The following is a 23,839-nucleotide window of genomic DNA, read 5'->3' as shown; positions in this document are numbered from 1 at the left end:
CGACGATGACCGAGGAATCCGAGCACGGCGGGCCGTCCGTGCCGCAGACCCGCACGGCCCGCCACCGCCGGATCGTGGACATCCTGAACCGGCAGCCGGTGCGCTCGCAGAGCCAGCTGGCCAAGCTCCTCGCCGACGACGGGCTGAGCGTCACCCAGGCGACGCTCTCCCGGGACCTGGACGAGCTGGGCGCGGTGAAGATCCGCAACACCGGGGGAGAGCTGATCTACGCGGTGCCGAGCGAAGGGGGATTCCGCACCCCGCAGGCACCGCTGGGCGGCTCCGCCAAGGAGGAGCGGATGCGCAGGCTCTCCGCCGAACTGCTGATCTCGGCGGAGGCGTCGGCCAACCTGGTGGTCCTGCGCACCCCGCCGGGCGCGGCGCAGTTCCTCGCCTCGGCCATCGACCAGGCCGAACTGCACGACATCCTCGGCACCATCGCGGGCGACGACACCCTGATGCTGATCAGCCGCGACCCGGCGGGCGGCAAGGCGCTCGCCGACCACCTCCTGCGACTCGCCCAGAACGACCGCTGAGCCTGTTCCCTAGTAGCGGGTGACCGCCGTCCGCCCCGAGCGGGTCCCGATCGCGATGTGGGGGTGGCGGCCCGGGTCGGCCCAGGCCAGGATGCGGCTCATCGAGGCCGCCGGTACCGAGACGCAGCCGGCGGTCGCCCCGGCCCCGTCGACGTGCAGGAAGATCCCGGCGCCCCGGCCCCGTACCGGCCGCTCGTAGTTGAAGCCGATGACGAGCGCGTGCGCGTACTGCGTGCCGTACGTGACCAGGTGCTCGGCCTGGTCGGCCCGGCAGTCCGCAGGCCGCGGTTCCACCCACCGGTTGTAGGAGCGGGCGGCGTTGTCCTGGCACCACCAGGAACGCTCGTTGACCCGGCGGTAGGGGTAACCGGTCCCGGCCGGGGCCTCCTCGATCCCGAAGGCGTACGGCAGGTCGTACAGACCGGTGGGCGTGGTGTTGGTGCCCTGGTCACGGGTGCTGCCCTCAGCCAGCCCGTTCGCCCCGAAGCGGGCCGGCGCGGACCCGGCCTCGGTCCAGCCGCCCCGCCGCCGTTCCCACCACGTGAGTGTGCCGGTGGTGGAGCCCTCGGAAGGGGCGACGGCGGTGATCAGCTGGGAGCCGCCTCCGGTGTCGGCGAGCCGCTCCGGAAGGGGGGCCGCGCCGGGATCGCCGGCCGCGACCGATCCCAGCAGAGCCAGCAGTGCCGAACCGGTCACCAGAAGTCTGCGCATGCTCCGGACCGTACGGGCCCGGCGCCCGGGCCACCGCCGGGCCTGCTCCGTTCGGCCCAGCGGGTCACCCGGCGGGCGGCACGGGCATCGGAGGCAGCGGGAGGGGAAGCCCCGGCAGCCCGTCGATGCTGGTGGCGATGTCGGCCTTGCTCTCGAAGTACGCGCCGAGGCTGTCGTCGTCCTCGCGCCCGAAGCGGTCGGAGTGCAGCGAGCGGTCCTCGTCGTACGAGAGGTAGGGCACCGCGAAGCCGCAGGTGTCCCGGATCAGCTCCGCCGTCACCACGATGACGGCCCGCAGCCCGTGGGGCGAGGGGTCCACGGCGGGGAAGTGGCTCAGCAGCCCGGTGAAGCGGGGGTCGTCCCGGAACACCGGTTCACCCCGCCCGTGCACCCGGACGATGTTCGGCGGCCCCTGGAAGGCGCACCACATCAGTGTGATGCGGCCGTTCTCGCGGAGGTGGGCGATGGTCTCCGCGTTGCTCCCGGCGAAGTCCAGGTAGGCCACGGTCCGTTCGTCCACGACGGCGAACGATCCGCTCACCCCCTTGGGAGAGAGGTTGACGGTTCCCCCGGCGTCGAGCGGAGCGGTCGCGGTGAAGAAGACGCGCTGCTCCTCTATGAAGGTTCTGAGCCGTCCATCGATGCGCTCGTATGTTTTTCCCATGCGGGGATTATCGCGTGACTCCCGTCCGGTCGCGGACGTTTTCACCGGTGGGACGGCCATCGTGCCGGGCGCGCGCACGCAGCAGCCGCTCGGCCGCCACCCGCAGCCGGCGGGGTCGCTCCGGAGCGAGGCACGCACGCAGCCAGTGCTCGTCGAAGCGGTCGGCGTCCGGGAGCAGCGCGAGCGTCGCGGCCCGCACCACGGCGGACGCCGGGTCCTCCAGGAGCGGGCGCATCCGCTCGTAGGACACCGCGTCGAGCGCACGCAGACCGGTGACCGCGTGGACGCGTACGGCGGGGAGCGGGTGCGCGGTCAGCACCCACAGCGTGCCGGCGTCCGCCCGTTCACCGCACTCGCCGAGCCCGGCGGCCGCCCCCGGGCACGCGGCCGGATCGCGGCACAGCGCCCGGTAGCGCGGCAGCGGGTCGATACCGGCCTGCCGGAGTACGTAGCGTGCGCAGGCCCGTACGAGCCCGGCGCGGTCGCCGAGGAAGCGTTCCGCTTCCGCGTGCCGCCCGGCCCGGCGCAAGGCGGTGACACCCGCCGCGCGGACCCGGGGCGCGCGTGCGCTGAGCAGCCGGTCGAGTACGGCGGGCCCGGCGCCGGGCCGCAGGCCGGCGAGGGCCGCGTCCGCACACAGGTCCTGGAGGGTGACATCGCCTTCGGTGGTGGCGATGACGGCCAGCCGCACGGGCGACAGCAGCCCCCGGCCGACCGCGATGCGGTGGGCGAACCGCCGTGTGGAACGGTCCTGGTGCGCCATCAGCGCCTCGACGTCACCCGGCGGGCCCTCGCGCAGACTGCTCTCCAGCAGCGCGTGGGCGAAGCCGCCCTGGGCACGCCTGTCCAGCCGCAGGATCAGCTCGGCCAGGGGTGCCAGCTCGGGCCCGGGCACCTCGGCGAGCAGGGCCCGGGCGCGCTCGCGTACCGGCCCCGCCCAGTCGGCGCAGCGCAGCACCAGGAGCGGGCGCAGCTCGGGAGCGTGACGCACCGACTCCAGCGCCGCCTCACGGATGCGGCCGTCGGGGTGGCACAGGAGGAGCGGGAGCGGGGGGCGCCGGCCCGGCGTGCTCGGCCGGCCGATCCGGGGCAGCGGGTCCTGCCGGTCCCAGCTCAGCCACCGGCGGCGCACCGGTGGCTCCATTCGCAGCGGTGCCCACGACAGCCAGGGAAGTGCCCGTACGTCGGCGTCGAGACGCACCCACGCCTCGGCCGAAGTGGTGTCCAGGGCCTCGCGCAGCGGGGCCCCCAGGGCCAGCCGCTCCGCGGCACCGTCGTCGTCGTACATCGCGCCCTCACCCCTCGTAGGGCGCCGATGGTAGACGGGACCGCCACCACACGTCGCCGCCATTTACCCCGCCCACGGGTTCGGGACCGCCCTGACCTGGCGCTTTGACAAAGCATACGGAGGATTGCATAGTTATACCCATCAGTGATTGCACCGTAAGGAGAAACCCGTGACCGAGCGCGTCGTACTCGCCTACTCGGGCGGCCTGGACACCTCCGTCGCCATCGGCTGGATCGCCGAGGAGACGGGCGCCGAGGTCATCGCCGTCGCCGTGGACGTCGGCCAGGGCGGCGAGGACCTGGACGTCATCCGCAAGCGCGCGCTCGCCTGCGGCGCCGTCGAAGCCGAGGTCGCGGACGCCAAGGACGAGTTCGCCGAGGAGTACTGCCTCCCGGCGATCAAGGCCAACGCCCTCTACATGGACCGCTATCCGCTGGTCTCGGCGCTCTCCCGGCCGACGATCGTCAAGCACCTCGTCGCCGCTGCCAGGAAGCACAACGCGGGCGTCGTCGCCCACGGCTGCACCGGCAAGGGCAACGACCAGGTCCGCTTCGAGGCCGGTATCTCCGCCCTCGGCCCCGACCTGAAGTGCATCGCCCCGGTCCGCGACTACGCGATGACCCGCGACAAGGCGATCGCCTTCTGCGAGGAGAAGAACCTCCCGATCGCGACCTCCAAGAAGTCCCCGTACTCCATCGACCAGAACGTCTTCGGGCGCGCGGTCGAGACGGGCTTCCTGGAGGACATCTGGAACGCGCCGATCGAGGACATCTACGAGTACACGCAGAACCCGGCCACCCCCCGCGAGGCCGACGAGGTCGTCATCTCCTTCAAGGAGGGCGTCCCGGTCGCCATCGACGGCAAGCCCGTCACCGTGCTCCAGGCGATCCAGCAGCTCAACGAGCGCGCCGGAGCCCAGGGCATCGGCCGGATCGACATGGTCGAGGACCGGCTCGTGGGCATCAAGTCCCGCGAGGTGTACGAGGCCCCCGGCGCGATCGCGCTGATCACCGCGCACCAGGAGCTGGAGAACGTCACGGTCGAGCGCGAGCTGGCCCGCTACAAGCGGCAGGTCGAGCAGCGCTGGGGCGAGATGGTCTACGACGGCCTGTGGTTCTCCCCGCTCAAGCGCGCCCTGGACGGCTTCATCAACGAGGCCAACCAGCATGTCACCGGAGACATCCGGATGACCATGCACGCGGGCCGCGCGGTCGTCTCCGGCCGCAGGTCCGAGCAGTCCCTCTACGACTTCAACCTCGCCACCTACGACTCGGGCGACACGTTCGACCAGTCCAAGGCGCAGGGCTTCATCGAGATCTTCGGACTGTCCTCGAAGATCGCGGCCAAGCGCGACCTGGCCTGACACAGTCCTGGGGCGCAGCCCCCGGTTACGGGAAGGGGCGGGCGGGGAGAGAACCCCGCCCCGCCCCGACGCACGACAAGGAGCAACCGTGAGCAGCAACACCAGCGACGTACGCCTCTGGGGCGCCCGCTTCGCCGACGGCCCGGCCGAGGCGCTGGCCAAGCTGTCCGCCTCCGTCCACTTCGACTGGCGGCTCGCCCCGTACGACATCGCCGGCTCCCGCGCCCACGCGCGCGTCCTCCACAAGGCGGGGCTGCTCAGCGAGGACGAGCTGACCCGGATGCTGAGCGGCCTCGACCAGCTGGAGGCCGACGTGGCCGACGGCTCGTTCACCGGCTCGATCGCCGACGAGGACGTCCACACGGCGCTTGAGCGCGGTCTCCTGGAGCGTCTCGGCCCCGACCTCGGCGGCAAACTGCGCGCGGGCCGCTCCCGCAACGACCAGGTCGCCACCCTCTTCCGGATGTACCTGCGCGACCACGCCCGGATCATCGGCACTCTCCTCGCCGAGCTCCAGGACGCCCTGGTCGGTCTCGCCGAGGCCCACCCGGACGTGGCCATGCCCGGCCGTACGCACCTCCAGCACGCCCAGCCGGTCCTCTTCGCCCACCACGTACTGGCCCACGCGCAGGCCCTTTCCCGGGACGCCGAGCGGCTGCGGCAGTGGGACGAGCGGACCGCCGTCTCGCCCTACGGCTCCGGCGCGCTGGCGGGATCGTCCCTGGGCCTCGACCCCGAGGCGGTCGCGGCCGACCTCGGATTCGAGCGCGGCTCCGTCGGCAACTCCATCGACGGCACGGCCTCCCGCGACTTCGTGGCCGAGTTCGCGTTCATCACCGCGATGATCGGGATCAACCTCTCCCGCATCGCGGAGGAGATCATCATCTGGAACACGAAGGAGTTCTCCTTCGTCACCCTGCACGACGCCTTCTCCACCGGCTCCTCGATCATGCCGCAGAAGAAGAACCCGGACATCGCCGAGCTGGCGCGCGGCAAGTCGGGGCGGCTCATCGGCAATCTGACGGGCCTGATGGCCACGCTCAAGGCCCTCCCGCTCGCGTACAACCGCGACCTCCAGGAGGACAAGGAGCCGGTCTTCGACTCCTGCGACCAGCTGGAGGTCCTGCTGCCCGCCTTCACCGGCATGATGGCGACGCTCACCGTGAACCGGGAGCGCATGGAGGAGCTGGCCCCGGCCGGCTTCTCGCTCGCCACCGACATCGCCGAGTGGCTGGTCAGGCAGGGAGTCCCGTTCCGGGTCGCGCACGAGGTCGCGGGTGAGTGCGTCAAGGAGTGCGAGCAGCACGGCATCGAGCTGGACCAGCTCACCGACGAGCAGTTCGCGAAGATCTCCGAGCACCTCACCCCGGAGGTCCGCACGGTCCTCGACGTGAAGGGCGCCCTGGCCTCCCGCGACGGGCGCGGCGGTACGGCCCCGTCCGCCGTCGCCGTCCAGCTCGCCGAGGTGAAGGCCGACCTGGCCGCGCAGCACGCCTGGGCGACAGCCCGCGGTTAGGCCGGGCAGGCGGCGCCGGTCCGGGGCGGCGACGGCATCGCGGGCTACGTTGGTCGGGACGGACCACCGCCCCGACCCACGAGGAGCCCGCGATGCCCTTCGCCAGGCTGGCCACCGCCACGACCCCGACCGCCCACATCGGTGTGGGCCTGGCCGCCGTCGCCAGACCCGGCTACATCACCCTCCACCGCGACCGCGACCTTCCCCAGGAGCGCAGTGTCGAGGCCCTGCGCGCCCGCACGCACGAACTCCTGGACGCGGCCTACGCCCAGGGCGTCCGCTACTTCGACGCCGCCAGGTCCTACGGGCGCTCCGAGGAGTTCCTCGCCGACTGGCTGGCGAGGCGCCCCGAGGCCGCGGACGTCGTCATCGGCAGCAAATGGGGCTACACCTACACCGCCGGCTGGCGGGTGGACGCCGAGGACCACGAGACCAAGGACCACGGACTCACCACGTACGAGCGCCAGCGCGCGGAGACCCACGCTCTGCTGGGGGACCGGCTCGACCTCTACCAGATCCACTCCGTGACCGCCGACAGCCCGGCCCTGACCGACAAGGAGCTGCACGCCCGCCTCGCCGGGCACGCGGCCGAGGGCCTCACCGTCGGGCTCTCCACCAGCGGACCGGGACAGGCCGACGCCATCCGGGCCGCGCTCGCCGTCACCGTCGACGGTGAACCCCTCTTCCGTACCGTGCAGGCCACCTACAACGTGCTGGAGACCTCCGCGGGCTCCGCGCTCTCCGAGGCCCATGACGCCGGGCTCACCGTGATCGTCAAGGAGGGCATGGCCAACGGCCGGCTCGCGGGCACCGAGGCCCCCGCCGTCCTGCGGGAGATCGCCGCGCAGGAGGGTCTCGACAGCGACGCCGTCGCGCTCGCGTTCGTCCTGCACCAGCCGTGGGCCGGTGTCGTCCTCTCCGGCGCGGTCACGGTCGCCCAGCTCTCCGGCAACCTGCACGCCGCCGTCCTGGGCCTCGACGAGGAGCGGCGGGCCCGGCTGGACGCGCTGGTCGAGGAGCCCGGGGCGTACTGGCGCCACCGCGCCTCCCTGCCCTGGAGCTGAGCCCGCGTACCCCCGGGTGCCGTCACAGGTGGCGCCGCCGGTCCGTCAGAGTGGTGACGCACAGGCGACGGAGGACGGGGCGGTGGACGACGACGCGTACCTCGCGGAGAGGATCGAGCAGTGCCGGGCTACCTGACGCGGTCGAGGAACTCCAGCACACGATGGGAGACCTGCGCGGCGGCCTGTTCGTCGTAGGCCGGCAGGCTGCTGTCGGTGAACAGGTGTCTGTCGCCGGGGTAGAGGAAAAGCTCGGCATCTGCCGCTGTCTCGACGAGTGCGTGAGCCGCGTCCACATCGCCCTCCCTGGCGAAGAACGGATCCGCGTCCATGCCGTGGACCTGGACCGGGACGTCGTCGGGCCAGGCGCCGCCGAACTCCGCGACCGGGACGCATGCCTCCAGCAGCAGCGCCCCCTTCGCGCCGGGGCGGGTCTGGGACAGCTTCTGCGCCGGCAGGACGCCGAGCGAGAAGCCGAGGTAGACGAGTTCCGCGGGCAGCTTCTCGGCGGCGGCGGTTCCGCGCGCGATGAGCGTGCCGAACCCGGCGTCCTGGACGTAACCCATCCCCTTCTCGAGACTGTCGAACACCTGCCCCTCGAACAGGTCCGGGACGTGGACGGTGTGTCCGGCCCGTCGCAGCTGCTCGGCGAAGTCACGGACGCCGACGGTCAGCCCGTGCCCGTGGTGGAAAACCAGCACCTCAGCCATGTCGCTCCCCTCGCGCTGCGGTGCCCGGGCGGCGCCGCAGCTCGAGTATGGCCCGCACCACTGACATCTCGTCGTCGGCCGCGTCGGCGAGGTCGGCGGGCACGGCGATCGATCACCGTGCTGAGACGCTGATGTCTCATACGGGTTACACTCGTCTCATGACTCTGGACCGTGAGCAGGTGCTGCGCAGCGCCGCCGCCCTGCTGACCCACAAATCAACCGCCACCATGGACGAGGTCGCCAAGGCGGCGGGCATCGGCCGGGCCACGCTGCACCGTCACTTCGCCGGGCGGGACGCGCTGGTCAAGGCACTGGAGAACCTGGGCATCCAGGAGTTCGAGGCGGCCCTTGACGCCTCCGCGCTGGACGAGGGCCGCGCCGAGGACGGCCTGCGCCGGTTCGTCGCCGCCGTCGAACCCAGCGCGGGGCTCCTCTCCTTCCTCGTCACCGAGAACCAGCTCTTCGAGGGCGACCAGGTGAACGAGGGCTGGAGCAGGCTCGACGCGCGGGTCGCCGCCTTCTTCAGGCGCGGCCAGGAGCGCGGTGAGTTCCGCATCGACCTCACGCCCGCCTGGCTGACCGAGGCCCTCTACGGGCTCATCGGCACCGGCGCCTGGGCCGTACAGGTCGGCCGAGTCGCACCCAAGGACTTCCAGTACATGATCGTCGAACTGCTGATCGGCGGAGTGCGCCGGAGCGTGGAGCAATGACCAGCGTCGCCAGGACATCGCACACCACTGACCTCGTGCGCAGGCCGGGACGGTGGCTCGCCCTGGCCGTCCTCGTCCTCGCCGTGCTGCTCGTGGCCGTCGACGCCACCGTCCTCGGGCTGGCCACGCCGTTCCTCAGCGAGGACCTCGCGCCGACCGGCACCCAGCTGCTCTGGATCGGTGACGTCTACTCCTTCGTCATCGCCGGACTGCTCGTCTCCATGGGCAGCCTCGGAGACCGTATCGGCCGCAAGAAGCTGCTGCTGACCGGCGCCGTCGCCTTCGGCGCGGTCTCCGTGCTCAACGCCTACGCGACCAGCCCGGAGATGATGATCCTGGCCCGGGCGCTGCTCGGGGTCGCGGGCGCCACCCTGATGCCCTCCACCCTGGCCCTGATCCGCAACCTCTTCCACGACCCGCGCGAACGCAGCCTCGCCGTCGGCATCTGGGGCGCCATGGCCTCCGCCGGAGCGGCCGTCGGCCCCGTCATGGGCGGCTTCCTGCTCGAACACTTCTGGTGGGGCTCGGTCTTCCTGATCAACCTCCCCGTGATGGCCGTTCTCGTCGTCGTCGGCATCAGGCTGATCCCCGAGTCCAAGAACCCGGCGCCGGGCCCCTGGGACCTCCTCAGCGTCGGACTCTCGCTCGTCGGCATGATCGCCCTCGTGTACGCCATCAAGGAGCTGGCCGCCCACGGCGGCAGCTGGGAGGTGGCGGCCTCGGCCGTCATCGGGGCGGGGGCGCTCGCCTGGTTCGTGCGCAGGCAGCTGAAACTGCCCGCACCACTGCTGGACATGCGGCTCTTCCACCACCGGGGCTTCTCGGGCGCCGTCCTCGCCGACCTTCTGACCATCCTCGGCCTCGCCGGGCTGGTCTTCTTCCTCTCCCAGTTCCTGCAACTGGTCCAGGGCAGGGGCCCGCTGGAGGCGGGACTCGCCGAACTGCCCGCGGCCATCGGCGCCGTGGCCGCCGGTCTGACGGCCGGAGTGATGGCCCGCCGCTACTCCGTACGCTCGGTGGTGACCGGGGGACTCGCCGCCGTGGGGCTGGCACTCGCCTCGGTGACCCTGCTGAGCAAGGACACCGGATACCCGATGCTCGGCGCGATGCTGCTGGTCGTCGGGGTCGGAGCCGGATTCGCCTTCACCGTCACCGCCGACGTCATCCTCTCCACCGTCCCCAAGGAGCAGGCGGGTTCCGCGTCCGCGGTCTCCGAGACGGCGTACGAACTCGGCGCGGCCCTCGGCATCGCCCTGCTCGGCTCCATCGTCACGGGCGTCTACCAGGGCTTCCAGACCCCGGCCGGCATCGGTTCCGGTACGGCGGCGGCCGCTCACGAATCGCTGGGCGGCGCCGTCGAGGCGGCCTCCACGCTTCCCGCCGCCCAGGCGGCACCCCTGGTGGCGGCCGCCCAGGAGGCGTTCGTCGAGGGACTGCGGTACGCGGCGGGCATCGGCGCCACCGTCCTGCTGGCGACCGCCGTGGCCACCTGGTTCCTGCTGAAGGGCCAGAAGCTGGAGGACGGCGTCGAGCACCCGTGACCCGCGCCGGCACACGGAAGGGCCCGTATCCCTGTCGGTCCAGGGGTACGGGCCCTTCGGCGCGGAGCGGGTCAGCTCACGCGGCCTTGGCCTTGGTGGCGTACATGTCGACGTACTCCTGGCCCGACAGCCGCATCACCTCGGCCATCACCGAGTCCGTCACCGCGCGCAGCACATAGCGGTCGCGGTCCATGCCCTCGTAGCGCGAGAACTCCATCGGCTCGCCGAAGCGGACGGTGACCTTGCCGGGGCGGGGCAGTCCGGCGCCGCCCGGCTGGAGCTTGTCGGTGCCGATCATGGCGAACGGGACCACGGGGGCGCCGGTCATCAGGGTCAGCCGAGCGATGCCCGTACGGCCCCGGTAGAGCCGGCCGTCGGGGGAGCGGGTGCCCTCCGGGTAGATCGCGAAGGCGTGGCCCTCGTCCAGCACCCGGCGGCCCGTCATCAGCGCCGCGACCCCGCCGCGCCCGCCGTCCCGGTCCACCGGGATCATGCCGCAGCCCGTGAAGAACCACGCCATGAGCTTGCCCTTGAGCCCCTTGCCCGTGACGTACTCGTCCTTGCCGATGTAGAACACCGGCCGGCCGCAGCAGATCGGCATGATCATCGAGTCGATGAACGTGAGGTGGTTGCCCGCGAGAATCACCGGCCCGGTCCCCGGAATGTTCTTGGCGCCTTCCACCTGTGGGCGGAACATCAGGCGCAGGATCGGTCCGAGCACTGCCTTGATGACCGTGAGACGGGACAACGGTTCCTCCGGTGTCGTGGCCGGGCGGCCGGGGCGGGTGCGAATGAGGTCCGTGCAGGTGAGGACGATACTCGCGGGTACTCCCTGATCGCACATCGGGTTCGCGGGATGGATACGCAGTGTTGACGTGTGTTTCCGCCACGTTCGTCCAGAAGCAGCCCCGCCGCCTGCGTGACTGCCTACGATCGGGCCTCGCCCGGCCAGACGCCGACATCTCAGCGAGGAGCGATTCATGACAGAGCGTGAGCGGACGAGTCCCGGCAGACGGGCCCTTCTGGGGGCCGCGGTGCTCGGCACGGCAGCCCTCGGCATGACCGGGAAGGCCGCCGCCACCGAGCGCGGGACCGGTGGGCCGGGCGGGGGCCGCGGCGGCTACCGCGACCTGCCCGTGCCGACCGTCATCGGCCACCGCGGTGCCAGCGGCTACCGGCCCGAGCACACCATCGGCGCGTACCAGCTGGCCCTGGACATGGGCGCGCACATCGTCGAGCAGGACCTCGTGCCGACGAAGGACGGCCACCTCGTCTGCCGTCACGAGAACGACATCACCGGCACCACGGACGTCGCCGAGCACCCCGAGTTCGCGAGCCGCAGGGCGACGAAGGAGGTCGACGGCGTCCCGCTCACCGGCTGGTTCACCGAGGACTTCACCCTCGCCGAGCTGAAGACGCTGCGAGCCAAGGAGCGCATCCCGGGCACGCGCCAGGAGAACACCCTCTACGACGGCCGCTGGGAGATCCCCACCTTCGAGGAGGTCCTGCGCTGGGCCGACCGGGAGGGGCGCAGGCGCGGCGCGCCGGTCTGGCTGTACGTCGAGACCAAGCACCCCACGTACTTCCGGTCCCTGGGCCTCGGCCTTGAGGAGCCTCTCGCGCGCCTCCTGCGGCGCCACGGCCGGCACCGCGAGAACTCCCCGCTCATCCTGCAGTCCTTCGAGCCGGGCTCGATGCGGCGGCTGGCGAAGCTCGTCGCCACGCCCCGGGTCGTCCTGCTGTCGGGTGCCGCCACGCGCCCCTGGGACTTCGTCGAGGCCGGCGACCCGCGTACCGTCGCGGACCTCGTGCGGCCCGAGGGCCTGAAGTGGATGGCCTCCTTCGCCCAGGGCATCGGCCCCACCCTGGACCTGGTCATCCCCAGGGACGCCGCGGGACAGCTCACCACGGCGACCACCCTGGTGCGGGACGCGCACCGGCAGGGTCTGATCCTGCACCCGTACACCCAGCGCAACGAGAACAGCTTCCTGCCCGCCGAGTTCCGCCGGGGCACCGACCCCGCCGCGTTCGGTGACGCGTTCGGCGCGCTCCGGGCGTACTTCGAGACGGGTATCGACGGCGTCTTCTCCGACCACCCGGACACCGCGCTGCTGGCGGCGGCCGACTTCGCCCGTAACTGATCCGCGCGGGACCGGCACACCGGGTGCGGAGGCGTCAGCACCCGGCCGGGCCGGCCCCCGGTCGGGTGGCACTCCCCGCACCCGGCAACCGGCCGCCCGCACGGCACGTCGGGTGGGGCATGACGCTCATCGACCACGCCCCGCCCCCGGCCGGCCCGGCCCTCGTCCACGCCCTGCTCCCGCTGATCCGCGCGGAGGCGAGGGCCGAGGCCCCGGCCGCGTCGGCCGACCCCGCCGACCTCGAACAGGCCGTATGGCTACGGCTCTTCGAGCGCCTCGACGCGCAGGGCCCGCCCGCCGCCCCGGCCCGCTGGGTGCGCGACGCGGTACGCGCCGAAGCGCGGCGGACCAGGCGAACAGCCCGTCACGAACGCCCCTACGGCAGCTCCGAGCCACCCGCGGCCCCGCATGGCTGCCCGGAGCGTACGGCCGTCCGCGCCGACACACGGCGGGTGTTACGCACGGCGGTGGGACGCCTGCCCGGGGGTTGCGCGCGGCTGCTGGAGGCGTTGCTCTCCCCGGCCGATCCCACCTACCGGGAGATCGCAGGAAGGTTGGGTATGTCACAGGGGAGTTTGGGTCCGATGCGTTCCCGTTGCCTTGGATGTCTGCGCAGAATGCTCGCGGCGGAGGTTGCGGCTCCTGAACGGCGGGGATAGGAGCACTGGACAACCGGCGGATCAGGTGAGCGGGAGGCATACACACATGGGCATGAGTGTGACCATCTCGGCGGCAGCCACACAGGACGTCGAGCAGATATTCAGACTCCGGTACCTCTGTTTCCAGAGCGAGGCGGAGCTCTACGGCAACTACCGGATCGACCCGCTCGTGCAGACCCTCGACGCGGTCCGCGCGGAAGTCGAAGCGGACCTGGTGTTCGTGGCCAGACTCGGTGACGAAGTGGTCGGTTCCGTGCGCGGTCTCACCGACGCGGAGGGCACCGGGCAGATCGGCGAGCTGTGCGTGCACCCACGGCTCCAGGGGCACGGCCTCGGCGCCCGTCTGCTGCGCGCCGTTGAATCGGGTCTCACGGCCGGCCGCGCGACCACCCGCTTCCGCATCCACACAGGACACCGCAGCGAGGGCAACCTGCGGCTGTACCGCAGGGAGGGTTACGCACGCGTGGGGGACACCACCGGGCCGGACGGCGTCCGGATGATCCTGCTGGAGAAGGAGAGCGCCGCCCCCGTCGCGGCCGGCGTCTGACGGACCGCCGTACGCGAGCGGCTACGCGCTCGCGGCGCGCCGCAGCCAGATCATCCCGGTGACCGGCAGGATCACCGGGATGAGCAGGTAGCCCGTACCGAAGTCCGACCAGACGGTGGCGTCCGGGAAGGCCGAGGGCTCCACCAGCGTCCACGTACCGACGACGAGCACACCCGCGAGCTCGGCGGCGCAGCACACCAGCGCCGCCCTGCGCGCTTTTTCCCCGCCGCGCACCAGCGAGTACGTGATGAAGCCGTACACGACCGCGGCGACGGCCGACAGCAGGTAGGCCAGCGGTGCCCGGTCGAAGTCCAGGATCATCTGGACCAGGGAACGGGAGGCGGCGGCCACGGTGAACACCCCGTAGAACCAGACCAGTACGCGCCCCGGCCCGGAGCCGAGTTCGAACGGCTGCTTACGGGCGGGCCCGGTGGTGCGCTCGGTGCCGGTCACGGTCAGCCTCCCCAGATGCCGTAGAGCCGTACTTCCAGGACGGCCAGCACGACCGCCCCGGCCGCCACCGTCACCGAACCCCAGCGGGTCCGCTCGGTCAGTGACAGGAAACCGGCCGCGGGCACGGCGGCGAAGGCCCCGACGAGATAGGCGATGAACACGGTCATCCCCTGTTCCGGCCGCTCGCCGCGGGCCAGCCGCACGATTCCGACGACCAGCTGCGCCAGCGCCAGGACGGAGACGACGGCCATCCCGATGAAGTGCCAGTCCTTCGTCGGCTGGTCCCGGGAAGCGGCGAGTCCGCACCAGGCGGCGAGGGCGAGCGCGGACACGGCGACCGCGACCGTCAGGGCGTCAAGCATGAGGCGAGGATATTACGTGCGGACGGCCACCCCGCGTGGTGGCCCCCCGGGCGCGGCCCGGGGGCCGCGCCGGTGACACGGACCGTGGCCTTCGCCACAGCGGGCCCGGCCGCCGGACCCCGCCCGGCCCGGCCCGCCGGGTGCCGTCTCCCGTGTGCTGCCAGGGTCGGCGCAGGTCACAGCCCTGTCCTCGGCGTCTCACGCAGCGATCCAGACCTGTCCGTTATCCGGACAGGCTGGTCGCTGCGGAGCTGACGTCTGTTTTACTTGGCCCATGACCACGACGAGCTGCCGCATCCCTGCGACCGAGGCGATCACCGCGCCCGGTGCTCGTTGTATGTGTCGAATGCGCGCCTTCTGAGGGCCCCCGCCTGAGTCTCACGCCCCGAAGCGAGACCGAGCCCGCGCCGTCCGCGACCAGCGGGACGAGCCGGCCCGGACACGTGCTGCCCGCCGGCCCGTCCGCCGCGCTCAGCCGTGCCGGGACCACCCGGTCAACCACTGCGAACAGTCTCATCAGACGAACGCCCCGTGCCCGGCGGACACCGCGCCGCGCACTCGACAGTGACGGAAACCCTGTGATCACCACTACGGGCCTCACGAAGGTCTACCAGTCGCGCGGCCGAGAGGTCACCGCCCTCGACGGCGTCGACCTGCATGTCCGCGAGGGTGAGGTGTACGGCGTCATCGGACAGAGCGGCGCCGGGAAGTCCTCCCTGATCCGCTGCGTCAACCTGCTGGAACGCCCCACGTCCGGCACCGTGACCGTCGCGGGACAGGACCTCACCGCGCTCGCCGGCCGGGGCCCCGCGCCGGCAAGGAGCTCCGCCAGGCGCGCAGCCGTATCGGCATGGTCTTCCAGCACTTCAACCTCCTGGCCTCCCGCACCGTCCAGGACAACGTCGAACTCCCGCTGGAGATCCTCGGAGTCTCCGGCCGGGACCGCGCCCGCAAGGCCCTCGACCTGCTCGACCTGGTCGGCCTCTCCGACAAGGCGAAGGCGTACCCCGGCCAGCTCTCCGGCGGCCAGAAGCAGCGCGTCGGCATCGCCCGCGCCCTGGCGGGCGATCCGAAGGTCCTGCTCTCCGACGAGGCGACCTCCGCCCTCGACCCCGAGACCACCCGCTCGGTCCTCCAGCTGCTGCGCGACCTCAACCAGCAGCTCGGCCTCACCGTCCTGCTCATCACGCACGAGATGGACGTCGTCAAGACGGTCTGCGACTCGGCCGCGCTGATGCGCCGGGGGCGGGTCGTCGAATCCGGCACCGTCCGCGAACTCCTCGCCACCCCCGGCTCCGAACTGGCCCACGAACTGTTCCCCGTCGGCGGTACGGCGTCGGGCCCGGACAGCACGGTCGTCGACGTCACCTTCCACGGCGAGGCCGCGGGCCGGCCCGTGATCTCCCAGCTCTCCCGTACGTACAACATCGACATCTCGATCCTCGGCGCCGCCATGGACACCGTCGGCGGCAACCAGATCGGCCGGATGCGCATCGAGCTCCCCGGCCGCTTCGAGGAGAACGTCGTCCCGATCGGCTTCCTCCGCGAGCAGGGCCTCCAGGCCGTGGTCGTGGAGCCCGAAGCCCCCGCCGTACCCGTGCGGACTTCCGCCCCGCTCACCAAGGAGGCCGTCAAGTGACCTGGTCCGAAATGCAGCCGCTGCTGACCCAGGGCACCGTCGACACCCTCTACATGGTGCTGTGGTCCGCGCTCGTCACCGTCCTGGCCGGCCTGCCGCTCGGCGTCCTGCTCGTCCTCACCGACAAGGGCGGCCTGCTCGCCAACACCCCGGTCAACAAGGTCATCGGCGTGATCGTGAACATCGGCCGCTCGCTGCCCTTCATCATCCTGCTGATCGCGCTGATCCCCTTCACCACCTGGGTCGTCGGCACGTTCATCGGCCCCACCGCCATGATCGTCCCGCTCGCCGTGGGTGCCATCCCCTTCTTCGCCCGGCTCGTCGAGACGGCGATCCGCGAGGTCGACCACGGTCTCGTGGAAGCCGTCCAGTCCATGGGCGGTTCCATACCGACGATCGTCCGCAAGGTCCTCCTCCCGCAGGCCCTGCCCTCGCTCGTCTCCGGCGTCACCACCACCGTCATCGTCCTCATCGGCTACTCCGCGATGGCCGGTGCCGTGGGGGGCGAAGGGCTCGGCTCCAAGGCCGTCACCTACGGATTCCAGCGCTTCGACAACCAGTTCATGCTCGTCACCGTCGTGCTCCTGGTCGTCATCGTCACCGTGGTGCAGCTGATCGGCGACGGAGCCGTACGCCTCCTGGCCCGCCGGGGACGCACCACCACCTGAGACCTTCCTCCCCACCGAGCCCGAACTCCTTGTCCGGGCGCTCCACCATCACCACCGAAAGAGGCACTCTTCGTGCGCAGGAACATCAAGACCACCGCGGCTGCCGCCGCCACCGCCGCCCTGGCCCTCGGCCTCACCGCCTGCGGTACGGACTCCGACCCCGCGGCCAAGGGCGCGACCGGTGCCAAGAACGACACCTCGAAAGCGCTCGTCGTCGCCGCGTCCCCGACGCCGCACGGCGACATCCTGAACTTCGTCAAGAAGAACCTGGCCGGCAAGGCGGGCCTCAAGCTGGAGGTCAAGGAGTTCACGGACTACGTCCTGCCGAACACCGCGACCGAGACCGGCCAGGTCGACGCCAACTTCTTCCAGCACAAGCCGTACCTGGACGACTTCAACAAGCAGAACGACACCCACATCGTCCCGGTCGTCAACGTGCACCTGGAGCCCCTCGGCCTCTACTCCAAGAGCGTCAAGAGCCTCAAGGACATCAAGCCCGGCCAGACCGTCGCCGTCCCCAACGACACCACCAACGAGGGCCGCGCCCTCCATCTCCTCGCCGAGAACGGCCTGATCACCCTCAAGCCCGGGGTCGGCACCAACGCCGCGCTGAGCGACATCACGGACAAGAAGGGCCTGGAGTTCAAGGAGCTGGAGGCCGCCACCGTGCCCCGCGCCCTGAGCGACGTGGACGCCGCCGTCATCAACGGCAACTACGCCATCGAGGCCGAGCTCACTCCCGGCAAGGACTCGCTCGCGCTGGAGAAGTCCGAGGGCAACCCGTACGCCAACTTCCTGGCCGTCAAGGAGGGCGACGAGAAGGACGCCCGAGTCCGGAAGCTCGCCGGGCTCCTCAACTCCGCCGAGGTCAAGAAGTTCATCGAGGACACCTACCAGGGCTCCATCGTCCCGTCCTTCGGCAGCCCCGCCAAGTCCTGATACTCCGGCGGCACTTGCCCCACCTGGCCCCGCACACCCCTTCAGGGTGCGCGGGGCTCCGCCGTAGCGACCCGGCCATGCGCGACGCCGGCCGGATGCTGCATGCTGTGCCTTTACACGGTCTTCGGCATGGAGCTGCGCATGACTACCACCTTTCCGTCCATCTCCATCAGCACGGACAGGTTGGTGCTGCGCCCCTTCGACATGGCGGACGTGCCCGCGTACCTGGAGATGATGAACGACGACCTCGTCACCGCCTGGACCGAGAGCCCTCTCCCGTACACGCAGGTCGACGCCGAACGGTGGGTCCGCAGGATCGCTCCCGCGGAGCGCACGCAGGGCAACGGCATCGTCTTCGCCGTCACCGAGTTCCTCACCCAGCGCCTCGTCGGATCGGTCCGGCTCCTCAACACCGACTGGCGCACCCTCGCCACCGAGGTCCGCTACATCACCGCGCCCTGGGCGCGCGGCGAGGGATACGCCACCGAATCCGTGCTGGCCCTCGCCGAATGGCTCTTCCGCGACCAGCGGTTCGAACGCATCGAGCTGCGCACCCCCGCCGACAACACCGCCTCCCAGCAGGTCGCCCAGAAACTCGGCTGTATCAGCGAAGGCGTCCTGCGCAACGCGCGCATAGCGCGCACGCGGACCGAGAACGGCACCGACGGCGGCTGGACCGACATCAGGACCGACCTCATCGTCTGGGGTCTCCTTCCCGAAGACCTCGAAGGGGTGGCCGAGGAGCTCGCCGACGCCGGCGGCTACGGCGGCCCCCACGACTGGAGCTGACAACCGGAAGCCGCCTGAACCCGGCCGGGTAGGGACCCGGTACTCTCACCGTGCCCGCCACCCGCGGGCAGCGCCCGCCTGCGACACCCCCCAGGAGACTGACGACGATGGCCGACCGGGTCACGGTGATCGGCTGGGACGGCTCGCCCCTGAGCAGGGCCGCCACCGCCGCCCTCTCGGCCGCCACGCTCGTCGCCGGAGCCACGCACCACCTCGCCCTCGCCGAAGTCCCGGAAGGCGCCGAACTCGTCCGCCTCGGCAGCGTCGACCTCGCCGCCGACAGGATCGCCGGACACCGCGGCAGTGCGGTCGTCCTCGCCGACGGCGACCCCGGCTTCTTCGGCGTCGTACGGACCCTGCGCGCACGCGAGCACGGCCTCGAGGTCGAAGTGGTCCCCGCCGTCTCATCCGTCGCAGCCGCCTTCGCCCGCGCCGGAATGCCGTGGGACGACGCCCAGATCGTCGTCGCCCACCCGCGCACCCTGCGCCGCGCCGTCAACGTCTGCCGCGCCCACCACAAGGTCGCCGTCCTCACCTCGCCCGGTGCGGGCCCCGCCGAACTCGCCCTCCTCCTCGACGGAGTCCACCGCACCTTCGTCATCTGCGAGGAACTCGGCACCGACCGCGAACAGGTCACCGTCCTCACCTCGGACAAGGCCGCCGACCACACCTGGCGCGACCCGAACGTCGTCATCGTCATAGGCGGCGGCCCGGAGACCACCGCCCCCGGCGCCTGGATCGCCGGCCGCCAGCCCGCCTACCCGCTGGGCGTACGCGGCTGGGCGCTGCCCGCCGACGCGTACCGCGACGGAGCCGCCGGGCCGGCGGGGGAGAGCGGCGAGGGGGAGTTCCCCGGGCTGCGCGCCGCCCAGCTGGCCCACCTCGGCCCGCGTACCGGCGACCTCCTCTGGGACATCGGCTCCGGGAGCGGAGCCCTGGCCGTGGAGGCCGCCCGCTTCGGCGCGGCCGTCCTGGCCGTGGACAGCGACCCGGCAGCGTGCGCCCGTACCACCGCCGCGGCCCGCGCCTTCGGTGTCCCGGTCCAGGTCGTCCAGGGCCGCGCCCCGCACGTCCTGGAACGCCTGCCCGAGCCGGATGTCGTACGGATCGGGGGCGGCGGTGTCCCCGTCGTCACCGCGGTGGCGGACCGCCGCCCCGAACGCGTCGTCACACACGCCTCCACGCGCGACGAGGCGGAAGCACTGGGCGGCGCGCTCGCGGCGAACGGATACCGGATCGACTGCGCCCTTCTCCAGATGGTCGAACTCGACACGTCCGCCTGGACGGAGCGTGAGCGCTCCGTGGTCTTCCTGCTCTCCGGCGTGCGTTCGGACCTCGCCCCCTGACCCGTTCGGAGACGGCGGGAGGTAGGCTGGCCGATCGTTGTACCGCGCCCGGACGTTCGTCGCTTCGTTCGTCAATGTCCGGAAAAGGAAACCGTTTTGGTTCCCGCTGTGGTACGGCACCACCGGGGGACGCGCGCGACGTGGCGCAGTCCACAGCGAGCCGTGGCGGAAGTAGCTGCCGTGGCGGCGAACGGCCGCCAGAATGGGTAGCTCCACGGGCGGTTCGTGCCGCGCGGCCAGCCTGCTCGTTCTTGTGGACGAGCGGCGGCGTGCCGTGGTTTGGGCGTCCCGGGCGAAGGGCCGAAGGAGCACTGACGATGGGCGAGGGGTACGCATGACTGACACCGGCCAGATCCCGGGCGAGGGACTGCCGGAGAAGGCAGGCATGGTGGAGCAGCCGGGCGTCCCCGCCCCGGACGCCTACACCTTCCTCGACCCCTCCGAGCACTCATCCGAGGACGACGACCTTCTCCTGATGCCCACCTCCCAGGGCGCCTGGAGCGACCCGCAGCCGGCCCAGACCGAGCCCGCGGCGTACGCACCAGCGGCCGGGCAGGCCGCGTACCAGCCGCAGAGCTATGTCCAGGCTCCCGTGCGGAGTGCCCCCAGGCCCCGCCGCAGGACCACTCGTACGGACATCAGTTCCAGCCCGCGCCCCCGGCCGAGCAGGTGGAACAGCTCGCGGGAACCCACGAGTCCGGTGGCCGCGACACCGGTTCGGTCGACCTCAACGGGGTACGCGTCCCGCCTCCCGCGTCCGCCCCGGCTCAGGCCCAGGCACCCGCGCCGGTCCCGGTGGGCGCCCAGGCCGCCGCTCCCACGCGCAGGCCGCTGCACCGTGGCCCCGCCTCCACCGAGGCGCCTTCCTTCGGCGGTACGCCCAGCGGGGGTACGCCGAGCGGCGGCGTGGTCCGCTCGCTGGCCGACCGGGGGCCCAGCGCCTCACCGCAGACCCCGGCACCGGCCCGGCACGCGGGACCGCCGCCCATGGGCCCCGAGTACTTCGAGGCGCCGGCCGAGGTGGTACCGCAGCCCGGCCCGCAGCTGAGCGAGATCCCGCCGCAGGCACCGGCCCCGTGGGCCGCACAGCCCCCGCAGCCGGTCGCCGCTCAGGCACCCCAGGACCCGCAGGCGCTTACGGCATCTCAGCCCCAGCCGGAGCCTGAGCAGGCTCCCCAGCCGGAGCCGGCGGCCGAGGCCGTCGCCCCGGTGGTCCCGTCGGCCCCAGTCACGGTGGAGCCGGAACCGGTCGTCGAGGCTCCCGCGGAGGCACCGGCCGAAACACCCGAGGCGCCCGCAGAGCTCGTGGCCGAGGTGGTCGCGCCCGCACCCGCCACCGCTCAGGTGGCTGAGGCCGACCCCGCGGACCGGTTCGCGCCGGTCGAGAATTCCGTGCAGACGACGCCGACTCCCGCCCCGACACCGGCGGCCGAGCAGCATGTGGCCCCCGAGGCGGCAGCCGCCGAGCAGCCCGCACCGCCGGAGGCCGTGCCCCCCGCCACGGCCCCGCAGCCGGAGGCCGTGAGCGGACCGGAACCCGTGACGGAGCCCGCACCGGTGGCGCCGCCCGTCGCCGAGGCGGCCCCGGAGCCGCAGCCGGTCGTCGAGGCGGCCCCGGCCCCGGGGGCCCCCGCGGAGATTCCCGGCGTCGAGGAGACAGCGGCAGAGCCCGAGCCGCTTCCTGCCGTGGAACCGGCGGTGGCCGTGGACGCGGGCTCGACCCCTGAGCCCGTCCTGACCTCGGAGCCTGCCCCGACCCCTGAGCCCGTGCCGGCCCCCGAGCCGGTCCCGTGGGCAGTGGCCGAACCTCAGCTCGCCACGGGCCCCGAGCACATCGAGACCCTGGATACCACGGAGACCCCGGAAACCCCTGCGACCGCGCAGACCCCGGAGATCGCGGAGCCTGCCGTGACCGCCACCCCGGAAGAGCTCCCGGCGGAGCTCCCCGCGGAGCAGCCGGCCCCCGCAGAGGCAGCCGCACCGGTCATCGCCGAGGCCCCGGCTCCCGCCGAGGAACCGGCTCCCGCCGAGGAGGCCGCCGAGGCCCCGGCTCCCGCCGAGGCCCCGGCTCCCGCCGAAGAACCGGTACCCGCCGAAGAGGCCACGGAGGCACCGGCCCCCGCCGAGGAGCCCGCCGAAACCCCGGCTCCCGCCGAGGAGCCCGCCCCCGCCCCGGCGGCCGAAACGGCCGAAACCGTCGTAACGACCGAAGCGCCGCAGCCGGCCGAGGAACCCGACGAAGCCGACGAACCCGGCGAATCCACCGAACTCGCCGCGATCTCCCCGCCCGCTCCCGGATACGGCGACGCCGAGCGCGAAGCCGTCTTCCGTGTGATGCGGGAGCGCCGGGACATCCGCAACGGTTTCCGCAGCGACCCGATCCCGCACGAGGTGCTGCTCCGCGTCCTGGAGGCGGCCCACACGGCGCCCAGCGTCGGCCACTCGCAGCCCTGGGACTTCGTCGTCATCCGCTCGGCGGAGACCCGGCGGTCCATGCACGAACTGGCACAGCGCCAGCGCGACGCGTACGCCCAGTCGCTTCCCAAGGGCCGCGCCAAGCAGTTCAAGGAACTGAAGATCGAGGCCATCCTCGACACCCCGGTGAACATCGTCGTCACCGCGGACCCCACCCGGGGCGGCCGCCACACCCTGGGCAGGCACACGCAGCCGCAGATGGCCCCCTACTCCTCGGCCCTCGCCGTGGAGAACCTCTGGCTCGCCGCCAGGGCCGAGGGGATCGGCGTCGGCTGGGTCAGCTTCTTCGACGAGCGCGAGATGGTCCGCGCGCTGGGACTCCCCGACCACCTTGAGGTCGTCGCGTACCTGTGCGTCGGTTACGTCGACGAGTTTCCGGAGGAGCCCGAGCTGATGCAGGCGGGCTGGTCCAAGCGCCGCCCGCTGGCCTGGGTCGTGCACGAGGAGACGTACGGCCGTCGCGCGCTGCCCGGTGAGGAGCCGCACGACCTGCTCCAGGAGACCATCTCCAACATCCGCCCGCTGGACGCCAAGGCGCTCGGCGAGGCGTGGGAGCGTCAGAAGCGGATGACGAAGCCGGCGGGCGCGCTCGGCATGCTGGAGATCATCTCCGCGCAGCTGTCCGGGCTGTCCAGGATGTGCCCGCCCCCGATCCCGGAGCCCGCGGCCGTCGCGATCTTCGCGGGGGACCACGGGGTGCACGCCCAGGGCGTCACGGCCTGGCCGCAGGAGGTGACCGCGCAGATGGTCGCGAACTTCCTGGGCGGCGGTGCCGTGTGCAACGCCTTCGCCGCCCAGGTGGGTGCCGAGGTGTGTGTGGTCGACGTCGGGGTGGCCGCCGAGCTGCCCGCGACGCCCGGTCTCCTTCCCCGCAAGGTCCGTGCGGGGACGGCGGACTTCACGACCGGTCCCGCGCTGAGCCGCGAGGAGGTGCTGGCGGCCATCGAGGTGGGTATCGAGACGGCCCGCGACCTCGTGTCGGCGGGCAACAAGGGCCTGCTGACCGGTGAGATGGGCATTGCCAACACGACGGCCGCATCGGCGCTGATCTGCGTCTACACGGGTCTCGACGCGGCTGAGGTCACGGGTCGCGGCACCGGCATCAACGACGAGATGCACGCCCGCAAGGTCGACGTGGTCCGCCGGGCCCTCGACCTGCACCGGCCCGATCCCGCCGACCCCATCGGCGTGCTCGCCGCGGTCGGCGGCCTGGAGCACGCGGCGATGGCCGGGTTCGTGCTCGGCGGCGCTTCGCTGCGTACGCCCGTCATCCTGGACGGAGTCAGCGCGGGAGCCGCCGCCCTGGTCGCCAGGGCGATCGCCCCCGAGGCCCTCGCCGCCTGCATCGCGGGCCACCGCAGCGCGGAACCGGGTCACGTCGCCGCCCTGAACAAGCTGGGTCTGCGCCCCCTGGTCGACCTCGACCTCCGCCTCGGCGAGGGGACGGGAGCGCTTCTGGCCCTCCCCATCGTGCAGAGCGCGGCCCGTGCGATGCACGAGGTGGCGACGTTCGACTCGGCAGGAGTGACGGAGAAGTAGAGCCCCCCGCCGGGCGGGCCCCAGCGGCCCGCCCGGCGTCCGAGGGCACTACGTGCGCACCGGGGGCCGGGCCCCGAAGCAGGGGGAGACGGAGTCACCCGGCGAGGGACCGTGTCCCGCAGGCTGGGGCGGCCCTCGGGCCCCGTCCCAGCGCCCCCGCACATCCCGCCCCCGGTCCACCA

Annotated in this window: 21 protein-coding genes and 1 pseudogene; 15 read left to right on the top strand and 7 right to left on the bottom strand. The window is 72.2% G+C overall.

Annotated elements, in window-relative coordinates; genetic code table 11:
- Positions 1-5: 5 nt before the first annotated feature.
- Positions 6-536, top strand: coding sequence for an arginine repressor (locus Sfulv_RS04140; RefSeq protein WP_173311487.1), 531 nt, complete (start codon positions 6-8; stop codon positions 534-536).
- A 9-nt stretch (positions 537-545) separates the two neighbouring features.
- Here the strand turns inward: Sfulv_RS04140 and Sfulv_RS04135 are convergent, their stop codons facing one another.
- The 3 genes from Sfulv_RS04135 to Sfulv_RS04125 all read right to left on the bottom strand — a co-directional run bounded on the left by Sfulv_RS04135 (position 546) and on the right by Sfulv_RS04125 (position 3,199).
- Positions 546-1,247: a L,D-transpeptidase family protein gene (locus tag Sfulv_RS04135; RefSeq protein WP_173311484.1), complete on the bottom strand. Its 702-nt coding sequence runs from the start codon at positions 1,245-1,247 to the stop codon at positions 546-548.
- A gap of 64 nt (positions 1,248-1,311) precedes the next feature.
- Positions 1,312-1,911, bottom strand: coding sequence for a pyridoxamine 5'-phosphate oxidase family protein (locus tag Sfulv_RS04130; protein WP_173311481.1), 600 nt, complete (start codon positions 1,909-1,911; stop codon positions 1,312-1,314).
- A gap of 7 nt (positions 1,912-1,918) precedes the next feature.
- Positions 1,919-3,199, bottom strand: coding sequence for a hypothetical protein (locus Sfulv_RS04125; RefSeq protein WP_173311478.1), 1,281 nt, complete (start codon positions 3,197-3,199; stop codon positions 1,919-1,921).
- Positions 3,200-3,368: 169 nt separating this feature from the next.
- On the opposite strand from Sfulv_RS04125, the gene Sfulv_RS04120 reads away from it, so the two are divergent.
- From Sfulv_RS04120 to Sfulv_RS04110, 3 genes are all read left to right on the top strand, one after another.
- Positions 3,369-4,562: an argininosuccinate synthase gene (locus tag Sfulv_RS04120; RefSeq protein ID WP_173311474.1), complete on the top strand. Its 1,194-nt coding sequence runs from the start codon at positions 3,369-3,371 to the stop codon at positions 4,560-4,562.
- A gap of 88 nt (positions 4,563-4,650) precedes the next feature.
- Positions 4,651-6,078 (top strand): argininosuccinate lyase, encoded by a 1,428-nt coding sequence (gene argH / locus Sfulv_RS04115; RefSeq protein ID WP_173311471.1) that lies wholly within the window; start codon positions 4,651-4,653, stop codon positions 6,076-6,078.
- 92 nt (positions 6,079-6,170) lie between these two features.
- Positions 6,171-7,142: an aldo/keto reductase gene (locus tag Sfulv_RS04110; protein WP_173311468.1), complete on the top strand. Its 972-nt coding sequence runs from the start codon at positions 6,171-6,173 to the stop codon at positions 7,140-7,142.
- A 128-nt stretch (positions 7,143-7,270) separates the two neighbouring features.
- Here the strand turns inward: Sfulv_RS04110 and Sfulv_RS04105 are convergent, their stop codons facing one another.
- Positions 7,271-7,849, bottom strand: coding sequence for a dienelactone hydrolase family protein (locus tag Sfulv_RS04105; protein WP_173311465.1), 579 nt, complete (start codon positions 7,847-7,849; stop codon positions 7,271-7,273).
- 158 nt (positions 7,850-8,007) lie between these two features.
- On the opposite strand from Sfulv_RS04105, the gene Sfulv_RS04100 reads away from it, so the two are divergent.
- Complete coding sequence (locus Sfulv_RS04100; RefSeq protein ID WP_173311462.1) at positions 8,008-8,559, top strand: TetR/AcrR family transcriptional regulator; 552 nt, start codon at positions 8,008-8,010, stop codon at positions 8,557-8,559.
- Positions 8,556-10,100: an MFS transporter gene (locus tag Sfulv_RS04095; protein ID WP_173311459.1), complete on the top strand. Its 1,545-nt coding sequence runs from the start codon at positions 8,556-8,558 to the stop codon at positions 10,098-10,100. The genes Sfulv_RS04100 and Sfulv_RS04095 overlap by 4 nt, the downstream gene beginning before the upstream one ends.
- 76 nt (positions 10,101-10,176) lie before the next feature.
- On the opposite strand, the gene Sfulv_RS04090 is transcribed toward Sfulv_RS04095, so the two are convergent.
- Positions 10,177-10,848 (bottom strand): lysophospholipid acyltransferase family protein, encoded by a 672-nt coding sequence (locus Sfulv_RS04090; RefSeq protein WP_173311456.1) that lies wholly within the window; start codon positions 10,846-10,848, stop codon positions 10,177-10,179.
- 232 nt (positions 10,849-11,080) lie between these two features.
- On the opposite strand from Sfulv_RS04090, the gene Sfulv_RS04085 reads away from it, so the two are divergent.
- The 3 genes from Sfulv_RS04085 to Sfulv_RS04075 all read left to right on the top strand — a co-directional run bounded on the left by Sfulv_RS04085 (position 11,081) and on the right by Sfulv_RS04075 (position 13,447).
- Entirely contained in the window at positions 11,081-12,241 is a 1,161-nt protein-coding gene (locus tag Sfulv_RS04085; protein WP_173311453.1) for a glycerophosphodiester phosphodiesterase, read from the top strand.
- A 119-nt stretch (positions 12,242-12,360) separates the two neighbouring features.
- Positions 12,361-12,900 carry an RNA polymerase sigma factor gene (locus Sfulv_RS04080; RefSeq protein ID WP_173311450.1) on the top strand — a complete coding sequence of 180 codons (540 nt, stop codon included), beginning with the start codon at positions 12,361-12,363 and terminating at the stop codon, positions 12,898-12,900.
- Between the two features lie 46 nt (positions 12,901-12,946).
- Positions 12,947-13,447 carry a GNAT family N-acetyltransferase gene (locus Sfulv_RS04075; RefSeq protein WP_173311447.1) on the top strand — a complete coding sequence of 167 codons (501 nt, stop codon included), beginning with the start codon at positions 12,947-12,949 and terminating at the stop codon, positions 13,445-13,447.
- A 21-nt stretch (positions 13,448-13,468) separates the two neighbouring features.
- On the opposite strand, the gene Sfulv_RS04070 is transcribed toward Sfulv_RS04075, so the two are convergent.
- Entirely contained in the window at positions 13,469-13,900 is a 432-nt protein-coding gene (locus tag Sfulv_RS04070) for a hypothetical protein (RefSeq protein ID WP_173311445.1), read from the bottom strand.
- 2 nt (positions 13,901-13,902) lie between these two features.
- Positions 13,903-14,262 (bottom strand): hypothetical protein, encoded by a 360-nt coding sequence (locus tag Sfulv_RS04065; RefSeq protein ID WP_173311442.1) that lies wholly within the window; start codon positions 14,260-14,262, stop codon positions 13,903-13,905.
- Positions 14,263-14,840: 578 nt separating this feature from the next.
- Between Sfulv_RS04065 and Sfulv_RS04060 the strand changes: the two are divergent.
- The 6 genes and pseudogenes from Sfulv_RS04060 (at position 14,841) to cobT (ending at position 23,657) form a co-directional block, all read left to right on the top strand.
- Positions 14,841-15,901: pseudogene (locus Sfulv_RS04060) on the top strand (methionine ABC transporter ATP-binding protein).
- Positions 15,898-16,569 carry a methionine ABC transporter permease gene (locus Sfulv_RS04055; protein ID WP_173311439.1) on the top strand — a complete coding sequence of 224 codons (672 nt, stop codon included), beginning with the start codon at positions 15,898-15,900 and terminating at the stop codon, positions 16,567-16,569. The pseudogene Sfulv_RS04060 and the gene Sfulv_RS04055 overlap by 4 nt, the downstream one beginning before the upstream one ends.
- Positions 16,570-16,641: 72 nt before the next feature.
- The gene (locus tag Sfulv_RS04050; protein ID WP_173311436.1) at positions 16,642-17,508 is read left to right on the top strand and encodes a MetQ/NlpA family ABC transporter substrate-binding protein; all 867 of its coding nucleotides are present in this window, start codon (positions 16,642-16,644) and stop codon (positions 17,506-17,508) included.
- Positions 17,509-17,610: 102 nt separating this feature from the next.
- Positions 17,611-18,297: a GNAT family N-acetyltransferase gene (locus Sfulv_RS04045; protein WP_173311433.1), complete on the top strand. Its 687-nt coding sequence runs from the start codon at positions 17,611-17,613 to the stop codon at positions 18,295-18,297.
- Between the two features lie 107 nt (positions 18,298-18,404).
- Positions 18,405-19,643 carry a precorrin-6y C5,15-methyltransferase (decarboxylating) subunit CbiE gene (cbiE, locus tag Sfulv_RS04040; protein WP_173311430.1) on the top strand — a complete coding sequence of 413 codons (1,239 nt, stop codon included), beginning with the start codon at positions 18,405-18,407 and terminating at the stop codon, positions 19,641-19,643.
- A gap of 795 nt (positions 19,644-20,438) precedes the next feature.
- Positions 20,439-23,657 carry a nicotinate-nucleotide--dimethylbenzimidazole phosphoribosyltransferase gene (gene cobT / locus Sfulv_RS04035; protein ID WP_443098603.1) on the top strand — a complete coding sequence of 1,073 codons (3,219 nt, stop codon included), beginning with the start codon at positions 20,439-20,441 and terminating at the stop codon, positions 23,655-23,657.
- The last annotated feature ends 182 nt before the right edge of the window (positions 23,658-23,839 follow it).

Source organism: Streptomyces fulvorobeus, from assembly GCF_013167895.1.
Lineage (GTDB): Bacteria > Actinomycetota > Actinomycetes > Streptomycetales > Streptomycetaceae > Streptomyces > Streptomyces fulvorobeus.
The sequence above is the reverse complement of the archived record's forward strand: the minus strand, read 5'-3'. Positions and strand labels throughout refer to the sequence as shown.

Bases quoted from the DNA above. Each gene is read 5' to 3' on its own strand.
- Sfulv_RS04075 (WP_173311447.1), top strand. From the start codon at position 12,947: ATGGGCATGAGTGTGACCATCTCGGCGGCAGCCACACAGGACGTCGAG.
- Sfulv_RS04045 (WP_173311433.1), top strand. From the start codon at position 17,611: ATGCTGTGCCTTTACACGGTCTTCGGCATGGAGCTGCGCATGACTACC.
- Sfulv_RS04080 (WP_173311450.1), top strand. From the start codon at position 12,361: ATGACGCTCATCGACCACGCCCCGCCCCCGGCCGGCCCGGCCCTCGTC.
- Sfulv_RS04085 (WP_173311453.1), top strand. From the start codon at position 11,081: ATGACAGAGCGTGAGCGGACGAGTCCCGGCAGACGGGCCCTTCTGGGG.
- Sfulv_RS04100 (WP_173311462.1), top strand. From the start codon at position 8,008: ATGACTCTGGACCGTGAGCAGGTGCTGCGCAGCGCCGCCGCCCTGCTG.
- Sfulv_RS04130 (WP_173311481.1), bottom strand. From the start codon at position 1,911: ATGGGAAAAACATACGAGCGCATCGATGGACGGCTCAGAACCTTCATA.
- Sfulv_RS04105 (WP_173311465.1), bottom strand. From the start codon at position 7,849: ATGGCTGAGGTGCTGGTTTTCCACCACGGGCACGGGCTGACCGTCGGC.
- Sfulv_RS04065 (WP_173311442.1), bottom strand. From the start codon at position 14,262: ATGCTTGACGCCCTGACGGTCGCGGTCGCCGTGTCCGCGCTCGCCCTC.
- Sfulv_RS04095 (WP_173311459.1), top strand. From the start codon at position 8,556: ATGACCAGCGTCGCCAGGACATCGCACACCACTGACCTCGTGCGCAGG.
- Sfulv_RS04110 (WP_173311468.1), top strand. From the start codon at position 6,171: ATGCCCTTCGCCAGGCTGGCCACCGCCACGACCCCGACCGCCCACATC.
- Sfulv_RS04135 (WP_173311484.1), bottom strand. From the start codon at position 1,247: ATGCGCAGACTTCTGGTGACCGGTTCGGCACTGCTGGCTCTGCTGGGA.
- Sfulv_RS04140 (WP_173311487.1), top strand. From the start codon at position 6: ATGACCGAGGAATCCGAGCACGGCGGGCCGTCCGTGCCGCAGACCCGC.
- Sfulv_RS04125 (WP_173311478.1), bottom strand. From the start codon at position 3,199: ATGTACGACGACGACGGTGCCGCGGAGCGGCTGGCCCTGGGGGCCCCG.
- cbiE (WP_173311430.1), top strand. From the start codon at position 18,405: ATGGCCGACCGGGTCACGGTGATCGGCTGGGACGGCTCGCCCCTGAGC.